Here is a 22,208-nt window from a genome sequence, read left to right on the forward strand (position 1 = left end):
GCACAGGCCGACATAGGGCGGCTTGCGCAGTGCAGGCGGCTTGCGCTCCCGTCGGGGCGCAAGCCGGAGGCCTATTCCGGCTGGTGCTCCGGGCCTCCGAAGTCCGGGCTGGTGTAGTCCGGGCTCGAGTAGCTCGGGCGCGGGCCGGCCGCGGGGCCGTCGTCGGGACTGGTGAAGCCCGGGCGGTCGTAACCGATCTTCGGCAGGCGGCCGCCGGGGGCCGGCGGGGCCGATGCGGGATGCTGGGCGTCGGTCGCGCCGGGATCGGCGAGAGCCTCGCGCAGGAACGGCACGATGCCCCGTGTCAGCAGGGCTTCCCGCCAGGCCTCCTTGGCGCGGTCCACCTCCTCGCTGCGTTCGCCGTACGGGCCCGCCTCCAGGGAGGGCCGGTTGCGCAGGGCGGTGAGCAGGAGCCCGACGGTGGCGACGAGAATCGCGGCCGCGGCGACCGCGCCGAACGCCCACCCGGCGTTGACCATGGCCTCGGCGGCCGTCGCCCCGGGATCGAGCATTCTGAGCACGTAGCCGACGAGCAGGAAGATCACCGCGGCGGTTCCGGCGAGCACGGGGGTGAGGACGGCCGCGATGGCGACGGCGCCCGCTCCGGCGGCCTCGGCCACCTGGGCCGCCTCACCCACGGTGGCGAGCCCCAGCCCGCCCACGCCCGGCTCGCCGACGTCCTGGCCGGAGGCGGAGGGGGCGGCGGAGGAGGAGGGGTGGCGCAGTTCCTCGCGGACCTTCACATAGTGCTGGTACTCGGTCGCCGCGGCCGCCGTGATGAGGGCGGTGGCGTTGAGCGCCATGGTGCGCAGCTGCTCGGCGTTGAGCCGTTGGCCGACGGCGGTCAGTTCCGGGCGGTGTGGTGCGGAGCGCAGCGCCTCATCGAGGATCCGCTTGTACTCCTGGCGGTCCTCGCTGTGCAGGTGCTGCGGAACGCTGTTCATGTGCATCCCCCGATGCTCCGTAGGGCTTGGGGCTCGCATGCCAACGAGCCGTCGGGCAGAAACGGAGGGGAGCCTGCTACGGATGAACCGATGGTAGAGCGGCGACGGCCCGGGGTAACAGGGGGTTCGCGGAAATTGACCCCTGGCCTGCGGTACCGTCGACGGGTCCGGCGCGGGGTGCGCCGGGTCCCGCGAACGGTCAGACCGCGAGCGGCAGTTGCTGGACCAGCAGCTTCCCGGCCATCGTCACTCCGCCGTCCATGGCGATGGCGAGCCCGTCGGCGTAGACGTGCGGTCCCTCGACCGCGGGCGCCGGGTCGTCGCCCTCCTCGGAGCCGACCTCACCCAGCAGGTACGGGATGGGGCTATGGCCGTGAACGACGCGGTGGCCGCCGTACGTGTCGAGCAGGGAGCGGGCGGCGTCTGCTCCGCCCTCGTCGCGGAAGGCGAAGCGCTTGGTGAACTTGCGGAACAGGTCCCACACCTCGTCCGCGTCGTTGCGGGTGATCGTCTCGCGGATGGTGTCGTTGACCGCTTCGATCGAGTCGCCGTAGTCCAGGTAGGCGGTGGTGTCCGAGTGCACGAGCAGGTGGCCGTCGACTTCCTCGACGGCGTCGAGGCGGGCCATCCACTGCAGGTGATGGTCCTGGAGGCGGTCCATGTCCGCCTTCTGGCCGCCGTTCAGCAGCCAGGCAGCCTGGAAGGTGGCGGTGCCCGCGCCGGAGTTGACGGGGGTGTCGCCGAACCTCTTGGCGCCGAGCAGCAGCAGCTCGTGGTTGCCCATGAGGGCCTTGCAGTAGCCGCCGGCCGCGGCCGCCTCAGCGGACAGTCGCATCACGAGGTCGATGACGCCGATGCCGTCCGGCCCGCGGTCGGTGAAGTCGCCGAGGAACCACAGTCGGGCGGTGCCCGCGCACCACTGGCCGGTCGCGTCGATCAGGCCCTTTTCCTCGAGCGCGGCCAGCAGCTCGTCGAGGTAGCCGTGCACGTCGCCGACGACGAACAGCGGGCCCTGGCGGGTGGCCTGCGGCGGCGCCTGGGCGGCGGCGGGGTCGACGGTCACCTGGACGGTGTCGCCCCGGTTGATGACCGGCAGGTCGCGCTGGGTGGGCGTGTAGCCGTCGGGGTGCTCCGCCGGGTCCTCGAGCGGCGGCGCGGCGTTCCCCGGATGCGCGCTCTCGGCGTACGGGCCGGTCTCGTGCACGTAAGCGGGCACCCGGAAGTCGCGCAACGTCGCCGTACGCTCCACCTCGGGTCCCTGACCGGCCCCCTGAGTCATCAGACCCCTCCACCATCGCGCCGCATCTGCACCGCTTCGGACTGTCTGGTCGTAACGGCCCGCGGTGCCGTGCGCCCATCATAGGAATGCGGATCCTGTCGTGTGATGACCCAGGGGTGGTGAATCAGAGAGAGGTTCCGTTTCCCTGCGGCTTTCGCCCCGGTTGTGGTGGGATCGGCGGCCCGGCGCAGCGGCCAGCCGTCCTCGACCACGCAGCGGGCCAGGCGCAGGCGTCCGGTCTCGGTCAGGGGTGCATAAACGGGGGGGGGCACGAGGGCCTTTCGTTGTTCGGTGCAGGTGTCGCAATCCACACCGAACCCGGAAGGCCCTCACTCATTCAAGATCACACTCCAGTGATCGCTGTCACCAACCCCCACGATCCACACGTCGTCCAGCCACAGGTCGGTGTCTGCGGCCAGTGACCGGATGACCGGTTCGACCAGCGGCAGAGCGGCCCGCAGGCGCTTGTTGCAGGCCGGACGCTGCGGCAGATACGGGAACAGCGTGTGCAGGTGAGCGGGGGCGAAACGCGGCCAGCGGGCCTCGCAGCGGAAGCCCAGCATCGCCTGGGCCACGGCCAGGGTGACCAGTTCCGCATCGGTCAGCCGGGGCGGCCGGCCACGCCGGCGTGAGGTCTTCAGACGGTCATCAACATGCACGTAGAGTGCGGTCAAGAGGGTGTCCAACTCGGTCGTCACAACCCGATGTTGGACACCCTCCCTCCGTCTGAGAACCCCGCATTCGGAACTACTCGTCTAGGTCTTCTCGGGCGCCCGGGGCGGACTCACCGTCGTCCGCGGTGGGCGGCGCTGGGACGAGGTGCGCACGATCAGTTCGGTCGGTATCACCTGTTCGACCGGGTGGTCGGATTCCACGCCCTCGATCGCGTCGATGAGGAGCTGGACGACCGCCGTCCCGATGCGGCGTGGTTTCAGGGAGAGCGTGGTGATCGGCGGATCGGTGCCGGCGTAGACGGTGGACTCGCTGCAGCACACCAGGAGCAGGTCCTCGGGGACGCGCAGCCCGTAGCGGCGGGCGGCGGCCAGCAGGTCGGTGCCGTTGGGGTCGAAGAGGCCGTAGACGGCGTCCGGGCGGTCGGGGCGGGCCAGCAGCCGGTCGGCGGCGACTGCGCCCGCGCACGGGTCGTGGGCGGGGTAGGCCTCGTAGACGGGGTCCTGGCCGACGCGTTCGCACCAGCGCAGGTACGCGCTGGTCGACAGGTGGGTGTACGTGTCGGTGGAGGTGCCCGTGAGCAGACCGATGCGGCGGGCGCCGGCGTCGGCGAGATGGTCGAGGAGGTCCAGGACGGCGGCCTCGTGGTCGTTGTCCACCCAGGCGGTGACCGGGAGCGTGCCGGCCGGGCGGCCGTCGGAGACGACGGGTAAGCCCTGCTTGACGAGTTCGCTGACCACGGGGTCCTGGTCGGACGGGTCGATGACGACCGTGCCGTCCAGGGCCACGTTCGACCACACGTCGTGGCGCGAGGTCGCGGGCAGGATGACGAGCGCGTAGCCGCGGGCGAGAGCGGCCGAGGTGGCGGCGCGCGCCATCTCGGCGAAGTACGCGAACTCGGTGAAGGTGAAAGGTTCATCCCCGTACGTGGTCACGGTCAGGCCGATGAGGCCGGACCTGCCGGTGCGGAGGGTTCGGGCCGCGGCCGAGGGGCGGTAGCCCAGCCGGTCGGCGACTTCACGGACATGGCGTCGGGTGGCGTCGGGGAGCCTGCCCTTGCCGTTGAGGGCGTCGGAGACGGTCGTGATGGACACTCCGGCGGCGGCGGCCACGTCCCTGATGCCCGCCCGGCCCGGCCGGCTGCCTCTGCGTGAGGTTTCCGCGCGGCTCACCTGGTGCTTCCCTGCTGCTGTCATGGCGAGCCGATAGTAGGGCTCATCGGGTGGGGTAGGGCGGACGCATATGCGCGCGTTGACAGGCACGTTTCTGCACGGTCGCCAGGGGTCAATTGCCATGGAAATGAAGGTAGTTGAGAGCCCGTGCATCGGGACGTGTGGTGCTCGCATGGATGCGCCTGTTGAGGCACCGATGTCTCGAAGAGGTCTCAACTCACCTGCACGAGGGATGCGCGCCACGGCGCGAACCACCGGCGCGTAGATATATGTGAAGCGCGCCCCCGATTCGTACACCTTCGTACGTAGATGCGACTGCCGAGGGGTCGCCGGCCAGGGATCGCGCTCGCCGGCCGGCGGCACGCGGGTCGGCCACCAGGGCTCCCGCACCTGTTCGCGAGTGGCCCAATCCTCATAAGGTGAGCAGTATTGAAGCCGGTGGTGGTCACGAGGAGGACTGCGGTGAGCGAGACGAGCCCCAAGCTGCGCGCCGAGCTGGAGGGGATCCCCACCTACAAGCCGGGCAAGCCGGCCGCGGCGGGCGGTCCCGTGGCCTACAAGCTGTCCTCCAACGAGAACCCCTACCCGCCGCTGCCCGGTGTGCTGGAGAGCGTCTCGGCCGCCGTCGCGTCCTTCAACCGCTATCCGGACATGGCCTGTACGGGGCTGGTGAACGAGATCGCCGAGCGTTTCGGCGTGCCCGCCTCGCACGTCGCCACCGGCACCGGATCGGTGGGCGTCGCCCAGCAGTTGGTGCAGTCGACCGCAGGCCCCGGCGACGAGGTCATCTACGCCTGGCGTTCCTTCGAGGCGTACCCGATCATCACGCGGATCAGCGGTGCGACCGCGGTGCAGGTGCCGCTCACGCAGGGCGATGTGCACGACCTGGACGCCATGGCGGACGCGATCACCGAGCGGACCCGGCTGATCTTCGTCTGCAACCCCAACAACCCCACCGGAACGGTCGTGAAGCGGGCGGAGCTGGAACGGTTCCTCGACCGGGTGCCGGCTGACGTGCTGGTCGTCCTGGACGAGGCCTACCGCGAGTTCATCCGCGACCCCGAGGTGCCGGACGGTTGTGTGCTGTACCGCGAGCGGCCGAACGTATGCGTCCTGCGGACGTTCTCCAAGGCGTACGGGCTCGCTGGTCTGCGGGTTGGTTTCGCGATCGCCCATGAGCCGGTGGCTGCGGCGCTGCGCAAGACGGCGGTGCCGTTCGGAGTGAGCCAGCTCGCCCAGGAAGCCGCGATCGCGTCGCTGCGGGCTGAGGATGAGCTGTTCGGGAGGGTCGGCTCGCTGGTGTGCGAGCGCATCCGGGTGGTGGAGGGGCTGCGTGCGCAGGGCTGGACGGTGCCCGAGACGCAGGCGAACTTCGTCTGGCTGCGGCTGGGTGAGCGCACCGTCGACTTCGCGGCGGCGTGCGAGCAGGCCGGCGTCGTGGTCCGGCCGTTCCCGGGGGAGGGCGTGCGGGTCACGATCGGGGAGACCGAGGCGAACGACATCTTCCTCAAGGTCGCGGAGGGCATCCGCAAGGAGTTGTAGGCCCGACCGCGAGCGGGTCGGGCCACCGTCGGGGCGCCTTGGTTTCACGTGGAACCGAGGCGCCCTTTCGCATGCCGCGGAGGAGCGCCCTGCCGGGCTGCCGGCAAGCGTCCTCGCGCGCCCCAGAGAGTGCTCTGTCGCTGTTCAGAGGCCTGAAGCGTCGTTCGGGGACCCCGCTGTACGGGTGTCGAACGGCTATGCGTCATAATTGCTTGTGAATGTGAACGCTTTCACAAGCGTGAAGTTAGGAGCGGTGACGTGGACCTGGCGTTGGCGCCGGAGACCCTGGCGCGCTGGCAGTTCGGCATCACGACCGTCTACCACTTTCTGTTCGTACCCCTGACGATCTCGCTGGCCGCCCTCACAGCCGGCCTGCAGACCGCCTGGGTGCGCACGGAGAAGGAGAAATACCTCAAGGCGACGAAGTTCTGGGGCAAGCTCTTCCTGATCAACATCGCGATGGGTGTCGTCACCGGCATCGTGCAGGAGTTCCAGTTCGGCATGAACTGGTCCGACTACTCGCGGTTCGTCGGCGACGTCTTCGGCGCCCCGCTCGCCTTCGAGGCGCTCATCGCCTTCTTCTTCGAGTCGACCTTCATCGGCCTGTGGATCTTCGGCTGGGACAAGCTGCCCAAGAGGATCCACCTGGCCTGCATCTGGATGGTCTCGATCGGCACCGTCCTGTCGGCCTACTTCATCCTCGCGGCCAACTCCTGGATGCAGCACCCGGTCGGCTACCGGATCAACGGGGCGAAGGGCCGGGCCGAGCTCACCGACTTCTGGCTCGTGCTGACCCAGAACACCGCGCTCGCCCAGGCCTTCCACACCCTCTCGGCGGCCTTCCTCACCGGCGGCGCGTTCATGGTGGGCATCTCCGCCTTCCATCTGCTGCGCAAGAAGCACATCCGGGAGATGAAGACCTCGCTGCGACTCGGCCTGGTCACCGTGGCCGTCGGCGGCCTGCTCACCGCGGTCAGCGGCGATGTGCTCGGCAAGATCATGTTCGAGCAGCAGCCGATGAAGATGGCCGCGGCCGAGGCCCTGTGGGACGGCGAGGCGCCCGCGCCGTTCTCCGTCTTCGCCTACGGCGACGTCGACAAGGGCCACAACAAGGTCGCCGTCGAGATCCCCGGCCTGCTGTCCTTCCTCGCCAACGACGACTTCAGCTCGTACGTGCCGGGCATCAACGACGTCAACAAGGCCGAGCAGGAGAAGTTCGGCCCCGGCGACTACCGGCCCAACATCCCGGTTGCCTACTGGGGCTTCCGCTGGATGATCGGTTTCGGCATGACGTCCTTCGCCATCGGTGCGGCCGGGCTGTGGCTGACCCGGAAGAAGTTCATGCTGCCGCAGCATCTGCGGGTCGGCGACGACGAGGTGCCGCACGTGGTGCTCTTCCGGAACGAGGCGCTCAGCCCCAAGCTCACCAAGCTGTACTGGCTCGCGGCGATCTGGACCCTGGGCTTCCCCCTGATCGCCAACTCGTGGGGCTGGATCTTCACCGAGATGGGCCGCCAGCCCTGGGTCGTCTACGGCGTTCTGCGCACCCGGGACGCGGTCTCCCCCGGTGTGTCTCAGGGCGAGGTCCTCACCTCGATGATCGTCTTCACTGCTCTGTACGCGATCCTCGCCGTGGTCGAGGTCAAGCTGCTGGTGAAGTACGTGAAGGCCGGTCCGCCCGAGCTCACCGAGGCCGACCTCAATCCGCCCACGAAGATCGGCGGCGACTCCCCTGACGCCGACAAGCCGATGGCCTTCTCGTACTAGGCCGAGGGAGCTGCACAGTCATGGAACTGCACGACGTCTGGTTCGTCCTGATCGCCGTCCTGTGGATCGGCTACTTCTTCCTGGAGGGCTTCGACTTCGGTGTCGGCGTCCTCACCAAGCTGCTCGCCCGCAACCGGCCCGAGAAGCGGGTGCTCATCAACACCATCGGGCCGGTCTGGGACGGCAACGAGGTGTGGCTGCTCTCGGCGGGCGGCGCGACCTTCGCCGCCTTCCCGGAGTGGTACGCCACGCTCTTCTCCGGGTTCTATCTGCCGCTGCTGCTCATCCTGGTCTGTCTGATCGTCCGGGGCGTCGCCTTCGAGTACCGGGCCAAGCGGCCCGAGGAGAACTGGCAGCGCAACTGGGAGAACGCGATCTTCTGGACCTCGCTGCTGCCCGCGTTCCTGTGGGGTGTGGCCTTCGGCAACATCGTCCACGGCGTGAAGCTCGACCGGAACTTCGAGTACGTCGGCAGCCTGTGGGAACTGCTCAACCCGTACGCGCTGCTGGGCGGTCTGGTGACCCTGACCCTGTTCACCTTCCACGGAGCGGTGTTCACGGCGCTCAAGACCGTCGGCGAGATCCGGGAGCGGGCCCGCAGGCTGGCCTCCAAGGTCGGTCTGGTGACCGCCGTCCTCGCGCTGCTCTTCCTGCTGTGGACGCAGATCGACAGCGGTGACGCCAAGAGCCTGGTGGCGATGGGCGTGGCGGTGGCCGCTCTGGTCGCGGCGCTCGTGGCGAACCAGGTGGGGCGCGAAGGGTGGTCGTTCGCACTGTCCGGAGTCACCATCGTGGCTGCCGTGGCCATGCTGTTCCTGACGCTCTTCCCGAACGTCATGCCGTCCACCCTCAACGAGGAATGGAGCCTCACGGTGACCAACGCCTCGTCGAGCCCGTACACGCTGAAGATCATGACCTGGTGCGCGGTCATCGCCACACCGATCGTGATGCTTTACCAGGGGTGGACGTACTGGGTGTTCCGCAAGCGGATCGGTACGCAGCACATCGCCGAGTCGGTGCACTGAGTCCGAGTCGGGGCGTGTTTCACGTGGAACACGCCCCTTGAGAAGAGGGTGTGTTTCACGTGAAACCGATCGACCCGCGCCTGCTCCGCTACGCCCGCGCCACTCGCCTCTTCCTTGTGGCGGTCGTCGCACTGGGCGTCGTCGGAGCGGTGTTGGTCATCGTTCAGGCGATGCTCATCGCCGAGGTGGTGGTCGGCGCGTTCCAGCACGGATCGCCGATCACCCAACTTCGCACTCCTCTGGTGTCGTTGGCAGCCGTGGCGGTCGGTCGGGCACTGGTTGCCTGGCTCACCGAACTCTCGGCGCACCGCGCGAGCGCCGCCGTGAAGTCGGAGCTGCGGGGACGTCTGTTGGAGCGGGCGACCCTGCTCGGCCCCGGCTGGCTCAGCGGACAGCGCACCGGCTCGCTCGTCGCCCTCGCCACGCGAGGGGTGGACGCCCTCGACGACTACTTCTCTCGCTATCTGCCGCAGTTGGGCCTCGCGATCGTCGTGCCGGTGGCGGTGCTGGCGCGGATCGTCACCGAGGACTGGGTGTCCGCCGCGATCATCGTGGGCACGCTGCCGCTGATCCCGGTGTTCATGGTGCTGATCGGCTGGGCGACACAGGCGCGGATGGACCGTCAGTGGCGGCTTCTGTCCCGGCTGTCCGGGCACTTCCTCGACGTCGTCGCGGGACTTCCCACGCTGAAGGTGTTCGGTCGGGCCAAGGCCCAGGCCGAGTCGATCCGGCGCATCACCGGCGAGTACCGGCGAGCCACTCTGCGGACGTTGCGGATCGCCTTCATCTCGTCGTTCGCCCTGGAGCTGCTGTCGACGCTGTCGGTGGCTCTGGTCGCCGTGACCATCGGCATGCGGCTCGTCCACGGCGAGATGGACCTTTACATCGGCCTGGTCATCCTGGTGCTCGCGCCGGAGGCCTATCTGCCGTTGCGGCAGGTGGGAGCGCAGTACCACGCTGCTGCCGAGGGACTCGCGGCCGCCGAGGAGATCTTCGAGGTGTTGGAGACCCCGCTCCCGGCGTCGGGCACGAGCGCGGCGCCGGCGGGTGCCATCGCCTTCGACGCCGTGACGGTCCGCTATCCCGGACGGTCCCTCGCCGCGGTGTCCGGGGTGTCCTTCACCGCCGGTCCCGGCGAGACGGTCGCCCTCGTCGGCGCGAGCGGCGCGGGCAAGTCCACCCTGCTGCACGCCCTGCTGGGCTTCGTCCAACCCACGGAAGGCCGGATCAGGGTCGGGGGAACCGACCTGGCGGACATCGACCTGGAGCAGTGGCGGTCCCGGATCGCCTGGGTGCCGCAGCACCCGCACCTGTACGCCGGGACGATCGCCGAGAACGTTCGGCTGGCGCGCCCCGACGCCGACGACGCGGCCGTGCGCCGGGCGCTGGCCGACGCGGGCGCCCTGGAGTTCGTGGACGCGCTGCCCGAGGGGGAGCGGACGGTGCTCGGTGAGGCGGGCTCCGGACTCTCCGCCGGCCAGCGCCAGCGGCTCGCGCTGGCCCGGGCGTTCCTCGCCGACCGGCCCGTCCTGCTGCTCGACGAGCCGACGGCCGCGCTCGACGGGCAGACCGAGGCGGAGGTGGTGACCGCCGTGCGGCGGCTGGCGGCCGGGCGGACGGTGCTGCTCGTCGTGCACCGGCCGGCGCTGATGGCGTTGGCGGACCGGGTGGTGCGCCTGGACGCCGTGGAGCCGGCCACGGGGCCGGTACGGACCACGGCGGTCCGCCGGGTGGACGACCTGTCCGAGGGCCGCGACGCGGAGGTGCCGCACACCGGCGTGGCCGAGCCCGACGACCGGCTCCCCTCGAGCGGAGGCGCGGTCCTCGCCCGGGTCAGGGCCATGGCGGGCGCACGGCGCGGCCGGCTGGCCCTGGCGCTGCTGCTCGGCAGCCTTGCCCTCGGCAGCGCGGTCGGACTCATGGCCACCTCCGGGTGGCTCATCTCCCGGGCCTCACAGCAGCCGCCGGTGCTGTACCTGATGGTCGCGGTCACGGCGACGCGGGCCTTCGGCATCGGGCGGGCGGTGTTCCGGTACGCGGAGCGGCTCGTCTCGCACGACGCCGTGCTCCGGATGCTCGCCGACACCAGGGTCGCGGTGTACCGGCGGCTGGAGCGGCTGGCACCCGCGGGGCTGCGCGCCACGCGCCGGGGGGACCTGCTGTCCCGGCTCGTCGCCGATGTGGACGCGCTGCAGGACTACTGGCTGCGCTGGCTGCTGCCCGCCGGCGCGGCCGCCGTCGTCTCGGCCGGGTCCGTCGCCTTCGCGGCGTGGCTGCTGCCCGAGGCCGGCGCCGTCCTCGCCGCGGGTCTGCTCGCTGCCGGAGTGGCCGTCCCGCTGGTCACCGCGGCCGTGGCGCGCCGAGCTGAGCGCCGGCTCGCCCCGTCCCGCGGCGAACTCGCCACCCGCGCGGCCGACCTTCTCACCGGCACCGCCGAACTGGCCGTCGCCGGCGCCCTGCCGGCCCGGACGGCCGAGGTGCGCGCGGCGGACTCGGTGCTCACGCGGATCGCCTCACGCGCCGCCGCCGCCACGGCCCTCGGGGCCGGACTGACCGCGCTGGTGTCCGGACTGGCTGTCGCCGCCTCCGCGCTCGTCGGTGCGCAGGCCGTGGGCGCGGGGCGGCTGAGCGGCGTGGCCATGGCCGTCGTCGTCCTCACCCCGCTGGCCGCCTTCGAGGCCGTCCTCGGGCTGCCGACGGCCGTCCAGTACCGCCAGCGGGCGCTGAGGAGCGCGGAGCGGGTCTTCGAGGTGCTGGACTCCCCCGAGCCGGTGCGGGAACCGGAGCGGCCCAAGCAGGCCCCCGCCTCGCCGTTCCCGCTCGTCGTCCAGGGGCTGCATGCCCGGCACGCCGGGCAGGACCGGGACGCCCTCGCCGGGGTCGACCTGACCCTGGACCAAGGACGCCGGATCGCCGTCGTGGGCGCCTCCGGTTCCGGCAAGACGACGCTCGCCCAGGTGCTGCTGCGGTTCCTCGACGCGGACAAGGGTGTGTACACGCTCGGCGGCGTCGACGCCTGGGCCCTGGACTGCGACGACGTACGGCGGCTCGTCGGGCTGTGCGCGCAGGACGCGCATCTCTTCGACAGCTCGGTCCGCGAGAACCTGCTGCTGGCGAGGAAGGACGCGACCGAGGACCGGCTGCGGGACGCGCTGGGCCGGGCCCGGCTGCTGGAGTGGACCGACAGCCTGCCCGACGGCCTCGACACGCTCGTCGGCGAGTACGGGGCCAAGCTCTCCGGCGGGCAGCGGCAGCGGCTCGCGCTCGCCCGCGCTCTCCTCGCCGAATTCCCCGTTCTGGTGCTCGACGAGCCCGCGGAACACCTCGACCTGGCCACCGCCGACGCCCTCACCGCGGACCTGCTGGCCGCCACCGAGGGGCGGACGACGCTGCTCATCACGCACCGGCTGGCCGGACTGGACGCCGTTGACGAGGTGATCGTCCTGGACGAGGGACGCGTGGTGCAGCGAGGCGCATACGCGGAGCTGGCCGCCGAGGTGGGGCCGCTGCGCATGATGATCGAGCGGGAGACGGCGGCGCAGACGCCGGCGGGCGTGCGGTAGCGGGCTCGCTCACCACGCGGCTGGGCCGTTCGTGCTGTCCGGTCCCCCGGGCGTACGACGTGAACAGGACCGGGGCGGGCCCGCCGGGCCACGATCGCTGACACGCGCTCATCTCGCTGCCGCCTGCTGATAGTCCCGGTTCTGCTGTGTGTGCCCGCGCTGGTGGCGGCAGGGCCGATATCCGCCGGCGCGGAGTCCGGCGGCGACGACGTCGCTGCGGAGATCGGGGCCGGCGTACAGGTGGCGCGCCTGTACGAGGACGCGGCCGGCCAGATGTACGAGGCCGGGCGGGTGGAGGCGGAGGCCCGGCGGGCGGAGGTGGAGCGGCTGGAGGCGCTGCTCACCGGCCGGCGTCAGGAGGTCGCCGAGCTGCGGGAGGAACTCGGCCGGATCGCGCGCCCAGTACCGCACCGGCGGCGAACTGTCGGCCGCGGCGCACGTCCTTCAGGCCGGCGACCCCGATACGGCGTCACGCAGGCAGCACACCTTGGCGCAGATGAGCCTGGACGTCGACAAGGCCATCGGGGAGAGCCGGCTGGCGGAGGCGCGGCTCGCGGCGGACGAGGCGAAGGCGGCCGCCGGCTGGCAGGCGATGGAGCAGCGCACACTCGAACTCGCCTCCCTCAAGGCGGACATCGAGCAGAAGCTGGAACAGGCGCGCGGGCAGTTGCAGGGGGAGGCCGACGCCTCGGTCGCCGCCGGTTCGTGCCGCGGCGCCGTGCGGCTGGACCAGGAACCGGCGTCCTACTCCGGTGCCTGGGTCACACCCGTCGAGGGGTACACCCTGTCAGCGGGCTTCGGCAGCGCGGGCGAGCACTGGGCGAACCGGCACACCGGGCAGGACTTCGCAGTGCCCATCGGGACGCCGGTACGTGCGGTGGGCGCGGGACGGGTGGTGGCGGTCTCCTGCGGAGGCGCGTTCGGCATCGATATCGTGCTGGAGCACGACGACGGCTACTACACCCGGTACGCCCATCTCGCGGCCGTCACCGTGGACCAGGGGGAGAGCGTGAGCCCCGGGCAGCTGATCGGCCAGTCCGGCACCAGCGGCAACTCCACAGGGCCGCATCTGCACTTCGAGGCACGGGTCACCCCGGAGGCAGGCTCCGCGGTGGACCCGGTGCCCTGGCTGGCGGCACACGGGGCTCCTGTCGGCCAGTGACGCCCTGGTGCTGCGACCGGAAAGGTTCACCGGCTCGCGACGTCCGGCACGGCTCCCCTCCCGCTCGGCTTCGCTCGCGAGGGAGGGGCCCCCACCGCCGCGTTGTCACATCACCCGCGTACGTCCAGTGCGCGGGCGATGCTCCGCCTTGCGATGCCCCCCCACTGCCTGAAAGGCGTGGGAGGTACCCCCGGCACCGGACGCCGCGAGCTTCCCGGCAAACCTTTCCGGTCACAGCACTAAGCGCCTACCGCTCCCGGCCTTCGGCGCGGAGTCGCTCGGCGAGCAGCTCCTCGATGATCACGGCGACGCCGTCGTCGTTGTTGGCGACGGTCTGTCCGGAGGCCGCCGCGACCACGTCCGGGTGCGCGTTGCCCATCGCGTACGAGCGGCCCGCCCAGGTGAGCATCTCGACGTCGTTGGGCATGTCCCCGAACGCGACGACCTCCTCGTGGGAGATGCCGCGTTCCGCGCAGCACAGGGCGAGCGTGCTGGCCTTGGAGACGTCGGGGCCGCTGATCTCCAGCAGGGCGCTGGGGCTGGAGCGGGTGACGTTGGCGCGGTCGCCGATGGCCAGCCGGGCCACGGTGAGGAACGCGTCAGGCTCGAGCGTGGGGTGGAACGCGAGGATCTTCAGCACGGGCTCGTCGGCGCCCGGAGCGTCCGGCGCGAGCAGACGCTCGGCGGGAGCCAGGGCGTCGGGAACCTCCATGTGCATCTTGGGGTACTCCGGCTCCTGGTAGAAGCCGTACGTCTGCTCGACCGCGTACATGGTCCCCGGCGCCGCCTCGCGCAGCAGCCGTACGGCGTCCAGAGCGTTCTCCCGGGCCAGCTCGCGCACCTTCACGAACCGGTGGGTGCCCGGGCCGCCGTGCAGGTCGACCACGGCGGCGCCGTTGCCGCAGATCGCCAGTCCGTGCCCGTGGACGTGGTCGCTGACGACGTCCATCCAACGGGCCGGGCGGCCGGTGACGAAGAAGACCTCGATGCCGGCCTCCTCGGCGGCGGCGAGGGCCGCGACCGTCCGTGGCGAGACCGACTTGTCGTCGCGCAGGAGAGTGCCGTCCAAGTCGGTGGCGATCAGCCGTGGCGGGGTGGCGGCGGCCGGGGTCTCGGGCTGTCGAGTCGCTGAGGTCACCGCGCCATTCTCGCGCATATGCCTGCACGCCCGTGCGACGGTCCGCACGGATGAGGCCGGCGCAGGGACCGTCGAGGTCAGCGCAGCTGCGCCGGGGCCTCCATGGCGATCTCCTCGAAGACCTTCTGGTCCGCGGCGAAGTCGGAGTCCGGGATGGGCCAGTGCAGAACGAGCTCCGTGAAGCCGAGCTCCTTGTAGCGCCCCGCGAAGTCGACGAACGCGTCCAGGGACTCCAGCGGTCGGGCGCGGTCGGGGGTGAAACCGGTGAGCAGGATCTTGTCGAGCGAGTTCACATCGCGTCCGAGAGCCACACACGCGTCCGTCAGCTTCTCGATCTGGCCGTGGACGGCCTGGACGGACTGTTCGGACGTGCCGTTCTCGAACAGCCGGGGGTCGCCGGTGGTCACCCAGGCCTGCCCGTGCCGGGCCGCCAGCTTCAGCCCGCGCGGCCCGGTCGCGGCGACGGCGAACGGCAGTCGGGGCCGCTGGACGCAGCCGGGGATGTTGCGGGCCTCGTGCGCCGAGTAGAAGTCGCCCTCGAAGGACACGGAGTCCTCGGTGAGCAGCCGGTCGAGAAGGGGCACGAACTCGGCGAAGCGGTCGGCCCGCTCGCGAGGCGTCCAGGGTTCCTGGCCGAGGGCGGTGGCGTCGAAGCCGGTGCCGCCCGCTCCGATGCCGAGGGTGACACGGCCGTCGGAGATGTCGTCCAGGGAGATCAGTTCCTTGGCGAGGGTCACGGGGTGCCGGAAGTTCGGCGAGGTGACCAGCGTACCGAGGCGGATCCGGTCCGTGACGGACGCGGCGGCGGTCAGCGTCGGGATCGCGCCGAACCAGGGACCGTCACGGAAGGCGCGCCAGGACAGGTGGTCGTAGGTGTACGCGGTGTGGAAGCCGAGTTGCTCGGCGCGCATCCACGCCGAACGGCTGCCGTCCTGCCAGCGGCGGTACGGGAGGATCACAGTGCTCAGACGCAGACTCATGGCAGCGAGCCTATGCGGACGTCCTGTTTCACGTGAAACAGTCGCCGTGTGTGTGTCTCACCACAGGGTGCAGCGTCAGCGGGGCTCGGGGAACCGCAGATACCGCGGCGGGACTGCCTTCGTCAGCCACACCCCGTTCGCGCTGACGTGGAAGACGTGGCCGTCGCGGTGCATGGCCCCCGCGTCCACGGAGAGGACCACCGGGCGGCCGCGGCGGGCGCCGACCCGAGTCGCCGTCTCCCGGTCGGCCGAGAGGTGCACGTCGTGCCGGTTCATGGGCAGCAGTCCCTCGGTGCGGATCGCGTCCAGGGAGCGGGCGACGGTGCCGTGGTACAGGTACGGCGGCGGGGTTGCCGGGGGCAGGCCGAGGTCGACCTCGATGCTGTGTCCCTGACTGGCGCGGATGCGGGTGCCCTCGACCGCGAAGCGCTTCTTGTCGTTGGCGGCCACGACGTGGTGCAGCTCGTCCCGGGTGAATCGGAACCCGTGGGCCGCGGCCGCCTCGATCAGCGTCTCGATCTCGACCCAGCCCCCTTCGTCGGGGGTCAGGCCGATCCGTTCGGGCTGGTGCCGCAGGTGTTTCGAGAGGTACTTCGACACCTTCACGGTCCGTCTTTCATCCATTCGTCCAGCATGACGCGTGAGACGTGGATCACGCATTTCGTTTTGCGCCCGGATGTTTGGTCCACAGCCAACCGCGCTTATCCACAGCCTGATTGGCAATTCTGTGGACAACTAAACGCCCGGAAGACCTTGTTGGGCAAGCACACATGTGGGCCGATCACTTGAGCTCAGGTATGCCAACGCTCCCTACAGGCGAGGCGCGATGCGCGCCAAAGCCCTCAACACCCCAGGGGCGAAACGGGACAGCGCACGTGCTGCCTTGGCCTCCGGCGTCACCGCGACCACCGCCTCGTTGCGGATGATCGCTTTCAAGATCGCCTGTGCCGCTTTCTCCGGTGGGTAGTTACGCAGACCGTAGGCCCTGCCGGCCCTCTTCCGGCGACGCTTCGCCTCCTCCGGGGCGACCCCGACGAACGTGGCCGTCGCCGTGATGTCGGTGTTCACCACGCCTGGGCAGATCGCCGTGACTCCTATGTCCTGCGCGGCCAGTTCGGCCCGCAGGCACTCGCTGAGCATGAGGACCGCCGCCTTGGACGTGCCGTAGGCGGGCAGACCCCTCACTGGCTGAAAGGCTGCTGAGGAAGCGATGTTGACGATATGGCCGCCCTGTCCGCGCTCCGCCATCTGCCGTCCGAAGAGACGACAGCCGTGGATGACGCCCCACAGGTTGACGTCCAGCACCTTGCGCCAGTCGTCGGCCGTCGTGTCGAAGAAGGAACCTGACAATCCGATGCCGGCGTTGTTCACCAGCACGTCCACCACGCCCAGTTCAGCATGGATACTCGCAGCGAGCTTCTCCATCGCCGGCTCGTCGGAGACGTCCACCGTCTCCGCCCACGCCTGTGTCGCGCCGGCCGACAACGCCGCCTCCGCGGTGCGGGCGGCGCTCTCCGCGTCCCGGTCCACGGCGATCACTCGCGCCCCGGCCCGGGCGAACGCGAGCGCCGTGGCCCGCCCGATGCCGCTGCCCGCTCCGGTGACCAACACAAGCTGCCCGCCGAAGCGTTGGGAGTAGGGAGACGTGGCCTCGCGCCGGGACGCTGCGGCCGGGACGACCCCGTCACCCGAAGCGGACTCCACGGAAGTGACGAAGTCGGCGATCCAGGTCGACACCTGGTCGGGCCGCGTCCGCGGGAGCCAGTGCTTCGCCGGCAGCGTCCGTCGCGTCAACCGCGGTGCCCATCGCTCCAGTTCGTCGTACAGCCGCTCCGACAGATACACGTCGCCCGAGGGTGTGATGAGCTGCACGGGCACATCCGTCCGGGCGTCGATGCGCGGCCGACGCAGCCGTGCCCGCACGTTGTCCCGGTACAGCCAGGCGCCGTTGGCGGCATCGGAAGGGAGCGAGGGCGTCGGGTAGTCACCGCCCGGCACACGCTCCAGCCGTCGCAGGACGCCTGGCCACCGCCTGCCGAGCGGTCCCCGCCAGGCCAGTTCGGGCAGCGCGGGTGTGTGCAGCATACAGACGTACCAGGATCTGGCTCCCTGGCCGAGGAGTTGGCTCACCCGGCGCGGACTCGGCCTGGAGAGACGTTCGTTGATCCAGTGGCCGACGTGGTCCAGGGACGGGCCGGACATCGACGTGAAGGAGGCGATCCTGTTCCTGGCACGCGCGACGGTGACGAACTCCCACGACTGCACCGAACCCCAGTCGTGCCCCACCAGGTGCACAGGACGGTCCGGGCTGACGGCGTCCGCCACGGCCAGGAAGTCGTCCGTCAGCTTCTCCAGGGTGAACCCGCCCCGCAGCGGCTCGGGTGCGGTGGACCGGCCGTGCCCCCGGACGTCGTACAGCACCACGTGGAAACGCAAGGCGCCGGCCAGCCGGGCCGCGACCTCGGACCACACCTCCTTGCTGTCCGGGTAGCCGTGCACCAGGACCACCGTCGGCCGCCCGGCATCTCCCAGCTCGGCCACGCACAGCTCGACCCCGCCGGTCCGCACCCTGCGCTCGCGCGCACCCTCGAGCATCGTCGCTCCCCTTCCGCCGCTCAGCGTGTCCGTGAGGTGACGCCGCCGAATCTGACAGTCGTTAGACGCACCGTCAATAGGGCGACTCCCGCCCCGGAGCCACCTCTCCCGTAACTCTCAGGCAGGGGGTCCCCTACGTTCCCCTACTTCTGAAGGTTGATGCGAAGACGGCTCTCCGGTCTGACGACTGACGTGGCGCGCGTCACTAATGTCGAAGACGTGACTGTGATCGCTACCGAAAGCCTGAGCAAGCGGTTCCCCCGGGTGACCGCGCTCGACCGGCTGTCCGTGGACGTCGGGCCCGGTGTCACCGGACTCGTCGGCGCCAATGGAGCCGGCAAGTCCACGCTGATCAAGATCCTGCTGGGTCTGTCCCCCGCCTCGGAGGGCCGCGCCGAAGTGCTCGGCCTCGACGTCGCCACCAAGGGCGCCGCCATCCGCGAGCGGGTCGGGTACATGCCGGAGCACGACTGCCTGCCGCCCGACGTCTCGGCCACCGAGTTCGTCGTGCACATGGCCCGCATGTCCGGCCTGCCGCCCACCGCCGCCCGCGAGCGCACCGCGGACACACTGCGCCATGTCGGTCTGTACGAGGAGCGCTACCGCCCCATCGGCGGCTACTCCACCGGCATGAAGCAGCGGGTGAAGCTCGCCCAAGCCCTCGTCCACGACCCGCAGCTGGTCTTCCTGGACGAGCCGACCAACGGCCTCGACCCGGTCGGCCGCGACGAGATGCTGGGCCTGATCCGGCGCATCCACACCGACTTCGGCATCTCGGTCCTGGTCACGTCCCACCTCCTGGGCGAACTGGAACGCACCTGCGACCACGTCGTCGTCGTCGACGGCGGAAAGCTCCTGCGCTCCAGCTCCACCACCGACTTCACCCAGACCACCACCACCCTCGCGATCGAGGTCACCGACACCGACGAGCACCCCGACGGCACCCGCGCCGTCCGCGAGGCGCTCCACGCGCGCGGAGTGGACGTCCTCGACGGCGACAGCGGCCTGCCGGGCGCCGGCCACATCCTGCTGCTCACCGCCCGGGGCGAGGAGACCTTCGACGTGGTGCGCGACCTGGTGGCCGACCTCGGCCTCGGACTGGTGCGCATGGAACAGCGCCGGCACCACATCTCCGAGGTCTTCAAGGACGGCGACGCACAACGGAAGGAGGCCGTCGGCCATGGCGGTTGAGCCCCCCGCACCCACCCTCCCGGGTGACCAGACCCGCATCCACAACATCGGCTACCGCAGCTACGACGGCCCCCGCCTGGGCCGCTCCTACGCCCGCCGCTCCCTCTACTCGCAGTCCCTGCGCGGCGCCTACGGCCTCGGCCGCTCGGTGAAGTCCAAGGTGCTGCCCATGCTGCTGTTCGTGGTGATGTGCGTGCCCGCGGCCATCATGGTCGCCGTCGCGGTCGCCACCAAGGCGACCGAGCTGCCGCTGGAGTACACCCGCTACGCCATCGTCATGCAGGCCGTCATCAGCCTGTACGTCGCCTCGCAGGCACCCCAGTCCGTCTCCCGCGACCTGCGCTTCAAGACTGTGCCGCTGTACTTCTCCCGGCCGATAGAGACCGCCGACTACGTGCGCGCCAAGTTCGCCGCGCTCGCCTCGGCGCTGTTCATCCTCACCGCCGCACCCCTGCTGGTGCTCTACGTGGGCGCCCTCCTGGCCAAGCTGGACTTCGCCGACCAGACCACGGGATTCGCCCAGGGACTGGTCTCCGTGACCCTGCTCTCCCTGCTCTTCGCCGGCCTCGGCCTGGTCGTCGCCGCGGTCACTCCGCGCCGCGGGTTCGGCATCGCCGCCGTCATCGCCGTCCTGACCATCTCCTACGGCGCGGTCTCCACCCTCCAGGCCATCGCCGACGCCCAGGGCAGCACCGGCGCCACCCGGTGGATAGGCCTGTTCTCGCCGATCACGCTGATCGACGGGGTGCAGTCCGCGTTCCTCGGCGCGTCCTCCGCCTTCCCGGGCGGAGTCGGTCCCTCCACGGGCGAGGGCGCGGTGTACGTCCTTGCTGCCCTGAGCCTCATCGCCGCCAGCTACGGGCTCCTGATGCGCCGCTACCGGAAGGTGGGCCTGTGACCACGCTCTCCATCGATCACGTCTCCCGCTGGTTCGGCAACGTGGTCGCCGTCAACGACATCACCATGACCATCGGCCCCGGCGTCACCGGGCTGCTCGGCCCCAACGGCGCCGGGAAGTCCACCCTGATCAACATGATGGGCGGCTTCCTCGCGCCCTCCACCGGCACCGTCACCCTCGACGGACAGCAGGTCTGGCGCAACGAGGCGATCTACAAGCACATCGGCATCGTCCCCGAGCGCGAGGCGATGTACGACTTCCTCACCGGCCGCGAATTCGTCGTCGCCAACGCCGAGTTGCACGGCCTGGGTGCCAAGGCCGCCCAGAAGGCCCTGGCAACGGTGGAGATGGAGTACGCGCAGGACCGCAAGATCCAGACGTACTCCAAGGGCATGCGGCAGCGCGTGAAGATGGCGTCCGCCCTGGTCCACGAGCCCTCCCTGCTCCTGCTCGACGAGCCGTTCAACGGGATGGACCCCCGTCAGCGGATGCAGCTCATGGACCTGCTGCGGCGCATGGGCGACGAAGGCCGCACGGTGCTGTTCTCGTCGCACATCCTCGAAGAGGTCGAGCAACTCGCCTGGCACATCGAGGTCGTGGTCGCCGGGCGGCACGCGGCCAGCGGCGACTTCCGCAAGATCCGCCGTCTGATGACCGACCGCCCGCACCGCTACCTGGTGCGCTCCAGCGACGACCGCGCCCTCGCGGCCGCGCTGATCGCCGACCCGTCGACATCGGGCATCGAAGTGGACGTCGCCGAGGGGGCGTTGCGCATCCAGGCCGTCGACTTCGGGCGTTTCACGACGCTGCTGCCGAGAGTGGCGCGCGACAACGGCATCCGGCTGCTCACGGTGTCGCCGTCCGACGAGTCCCTCGAGTCCGTCTTCTCGTATCTTGTCGCGGCGTAGGAGGCCGAAGATGTACGACCCCACCGTCGCCCGGCTCACCTACCGGGCCCTGCTCGGCCGTCGCCGGGCCCTCATCCTCGGCGCGCTGCCGATGCTGCTGATCGTGATCTCGGTGCTGGTGCGCGCCCTGGCGGGCGCCGACGACCAGACCGCGTCCGATCTGCTGGGCGGGCTCGCGCTCGCCACCATGGTGCCGATCATCGGAGTCATCGCCGGCACGGGTGCGATCGGCCCGGAGATAGACGACGGCTCGGTCGTCTACCTGCTGTCCAAGCCGCTGAAGCGGCCGACGATCATCTTCACCAAGCTGATCGTGGCGATCGCGGTGACGATGGTGTTCTCGGCGCTGCCGACGCTGATCGCGGGCTTCATCCTCAACGGCAACGGCCAGCAGATCGCCGTCGCCTACACGGTGGCCGCGCTGGTCTCCTCCATCGCCTACGCCGCGCTCTTCCTGCTGCTCGGCACGGTGTCCCGGCACGCGGTGGTGTTCGGGCTGGTCTACGCCCTCGTCTGGGAGGCCCTGTTCGGATCCCTGGTGCCGGGCGCGCGCACGCTCAGCGTCCAGCAGTGGTCGCTGGCCGTCGCCGACAAGGTGGCCGGCGGTGATCTGATCAGCTCCGACGTCGGGCTGACCACGGCGACCGTCCTGCTGGTCGCGGTGACCGTGCTGGCCACCTGGTTCGCGGGGCAGAAGCTGCGGTCGCTGACGCTGGCGGGCGAGGAGTAGGCCGGCGGGACGCGGTCCGGGTGGGCTGAGGGGCCGGCCCCTTCTTGACGGTGGTTTCACCTCGGCCCCGGCACACTGGGCGAAGACTCGCGAACGACGTGAACAGGCGTCAACCGATGCCAAGAGGCATCAAGAGACGCCAAGCGGCGTCAAGGATTGCGAAGAGGGCACCGGCGGAGGGGAGGACTGCTGTGGCGGACGAGACGGCGGGGCACGGCAGCCGCGAGCGGGGCGAGCGCGGACAGGCCGACGGTCCGGTCGGGGACGGGGCCTTGGACGCGGCTTGGGACGGCCTGGTGCTGGACGAGGACTTCGTACGGGCCGCCGGGACGTCGGAGCCGTCCGCCCGTGCCCGGATGCTCGCGGCCCGCTGGCGGGTCGAGCAGCCCGAGCCGCAGCCGTGGCGGTCCGACGAGCCGCCGGCCGGCTGGTTCTTCAGCAAGGCGCGCCGGTGGAGATGGCGGCGCCGGTAGACGCCCGGGACATCCCCGGGGTCGCCTCCGCGCAGGTCACCGGCCTTGTGTCGAACGGCCGTTTTATTCGGTGGCGTCCCACTCGTCCGCCCGGCACAGTGGTGATGTCCGCAACGCCGGCGAGAGCCGGTGTCAGGAACCGGGGAGGAGCGGGACGACGCCCATGCAC

General features: G+C 70.6%; 16 protein-coding genes and 2 pseudogenes. 10 read left to right on the plus strand and 8 right to left on the minus strand.

Annotated elements, in window-relative coordinates; translation table 11 throughout:
• Positions 1-71: 71 nt before the first annotated feature.
• The 4 genes and pseudogenes from ACIOC0_RS09375 to ACIOC0_RS09390 form a co-directional block, all read right to left on the minus strand.
• Positions 72-950: a hypothetical protein gene (locus ACIOC0_RS09375; RefSeq protein ID WP_402154024.1), complete on the minus strand. Its 879-nt coding sequence runs from the start codon at positions 948-950 to the stop codon at positions 72-74.
• Positions 951-1,143: 193 nt separating this feature from the next.
• Positions 1,144-2,223, minus strand: a complete 1,080-nt coding sequence (locus ACIOC0_RS09380) for a metallophosphoesterase (protein ID WP_402154026.1) — start codon at positions 2,221-2,223, stop codon at positions 1,144-1,146.
• 374 nt (positions 2,224-2,597) lie between these two features.
• A pseudogene (locus tag ACIOC0_RS09385) lies at positions 2,598-2,921 on the minus strand (IS982 family transposase); the annotation flags it as partial.
• Positions 2,922-2,978: 57 nt separating this feature from the next.
• Complete coding sequence (locus tag ACIOC0_RS09390) at positions 2,979-4,091, minus strand: LacI family DNA-binding transcriptional regulator (RefSeq protein WP_130439237.1); 1,113 nt, start codon at positions 4,089-4,091, stop codon at positions 2,979-2,981.
• 438 nt (positions 4,092-4,529) lie between these two features.
• On the opposite strand from ACIOC0_RS09390, the gene hisC reads away from it, so the two are divergent.
• The 5 genes and pseudogenes from hisC to ACIOC0_RS09415 all read left to right on the plus strand — a co-directional run bounded on the left by hisC (position 4,530) and on the right by ACIOC0_RS09415 (position 13,126).
• A complete protein-coding gene (gene hisC / locus ACIOC0_RS09395; RefSeq protein WP_402154027.1) occupies positions 4,530-5,609 on the plus strand; it encodes a histidinol-phosphate transaminase in 1,080 nt (359 codons plus the stop codon).
• 258 nt (positions 5,610-5,867) lie between these two features.
• On the plus strand, positions 5,868-7,376 hold the full coding sequence (locus tag ACIOC0_RS09400) for a cytochrome ubiquinol oxidase subunit I (RefSeq protein WP_351339910.1): 1,509 nt from the start codon (positions 5,868-5,870) through the stop codon (positions 7,374-7,376).
• 20 nt (positions 7,377-7,396) lie between these two features.
• The gene (cydB, locus tag ACIOC0_RS09405) at positions 7,397-8,401 is read left to right on the plus strand and encodes a cytochrome d ubiquinol oxidase subunit II (RefSeq protein ID WP_402154030.1); all 1,005 of its coding nucleotides are present in this window, start codon (positions 7,397-7,399) and stop codon (positions 8,399-8,401) included.
• Positions 8,402-8,460: 59 nt separating this feature from the next.
• Positions 8,461-11,964, plus strand: coding sequence for a thiol reductant ABC exporter subunit CydD (gene cydD, locus ACIOC0_RS09410; RefSeq protein WP_402154031.1), 3,504 nt, complete (start codon positions 8,461-8,463; stop codon positions 11,962-11,964).
• 150 nt (positions 11,965-12,114) lie between these two features.
• A pseudogene (locus ACIOC0_RS09415) lies at positions 12,115-13,126 on the plus strand (peptidoglycan DD-metalloendopeptidase family protein).
• Positions 13,127-13,373: 247 nt separating this feature from the next.
• Here ACIOC0_RS09415 and ACIOC0_RS09420 read toward each other — a convergent pair.
• The 4 genes from ACIOC0_RS09420 to ACIOC0_RS09435 all read right to left on the minus strand — a co-directional run bounded on the left by ACIOC0_RS09420 (position 13,374) and on the right by ACIOC0_RS09435 (position 17,839).
• Positions 13,374-14,282, minus strand: coding sequence for an HAD hydrolase family protein (locus ACIOC0_RS09420; protein WP_402154033.1), 909 nt, complete (start codon positions 14,280-14,282; stop codon positions 13,374-13,376).
• A gap of 59 nt (positions 14,283-14,341) precedes the next feature.
• On the minus strand, positions 14,342-15,244 hold the full coding sequence (locus ACIOC0_RS09425) for an LLM class flavin-dependent oxidoreductase (RefSeq protein ID WP_402154035.1): 903 nt from the start codon (positions 15,242-15,244) through the stop codon (positions 14,342-14,344).
• Positions 15,245-15,319: 75 nt separating this feature from the next.
• Positions 15,320-15,868 carry an RNA 2'-phosphotransferase gene (locus tag ACIOC0_RS09430; protein ID WP_402154037.1) on the minus strand — a complete coding sequence of 183 codons (549 nt, stop codon included), beginning with the start codon at positions 15,866-15,868 and terminating at the stop codon, positions 15,320-15,322.
• Between the two features lie 186 nt (positions 15,869-16,054).
• On the minus strand, positions 16,055-17,839 hold the full coding sequence (locus tag ACIOC0_RS09435; protein ID WP_402154039.1) for an SDR family oxidoreductase: 1,785 nt from the start codon (positions 17,837-17,839) through the stop codon (positions 16,055-16,057).
• 225 nt (positions 17,840-18,064) lie between these two features.
• Here ACIOC0_RS09435 and ACIOC0_RS09440 point away from each other — a divergent pair, with 225 nt between their 5' ends.
• The 5 genes from ACIOC0_RS09440 to ACIOC0_RS09460 all read left to right on the plus strand — a co-directional run bounded on the left by ACIOC0_RS09440 (position 18,065) and on the right by ACIOC0_RS09460 (position 22,039).
• A complete protein-coding gene (locus ACIOC0_RS09440; RefSeq protein ID WP_402154374.1) occupies positions 18,065-19,030 on the plus strand; it encodes an ABC transporter ATP-binding protein in 966 nt (321 codons plus the stop codon).
• Positions 19,020-19,928, plus strand: a complete 909-nt coding sequence (locus ACIOC0_RS09445) for an ABC transporter permease (protein WP_402154040.1) — start codon at positions 19,020-19,022, stop codon at positions 19,926-19,928. The genes ACIOC0_RS09440 and ACIOC0_RS09445 overlap by 11 nt, the downstream gene beginning before the upstream one ends.
• Positions 19,925-20,836 (plus strand): ABC transporter ATP-binding protein, encoded by a 912-nt coding sequence (locus ACIOC0_RS09450; RefSeq protein ID WP_356684591.1) that lies wholly within the window; start codon positions 19,925-19,927, stop codon positions 20,834-20,836. Before ACIOC0_RS09445 ends, ACIOC0_RS09450 begins: the two co-directional genes overlap by 4 nt.
• A gap of 10 nt (positions 20,837-20,846) precedes the next feature.
• The gene (locus ACIOC0_RS09455; protein ID WP_130439259.1) at positions 20,847-21,566 is read left to right on the plus strand and encodes an ABC transporter permease; all 720 of its coding nucleotides are present in this window, start codon (positions 20,847-20,849) and stop codon (positions 21,564-21,566) included.
• Positions 21,567-21,757: 191 nt separating this feature from the next.
• The gene (locus tag ACIOC0_RS09460) at positions 21,758-22,039 is read left to right on the plus strand and encodes a hypothetical protein (protein WP_402154043.1); all 282 of its coding nucleotides are present in this window, start codon (positions 21,758-21,760) and stop codon (positions 22,037-22,039) included.
• The last annotated feature ends 169 nt before the right edge of the window (positions 22,040-22,208 follow it).

Origin of the sequence: Streptomyces sp. NPDC088254, assembly GCF_044740925.1 — a bacterium.
Lineage (GTDB): Bacteria > Actinomycetota > Actinomycetes > Streptomycetales > Streptomycetaceae > Streptomyces.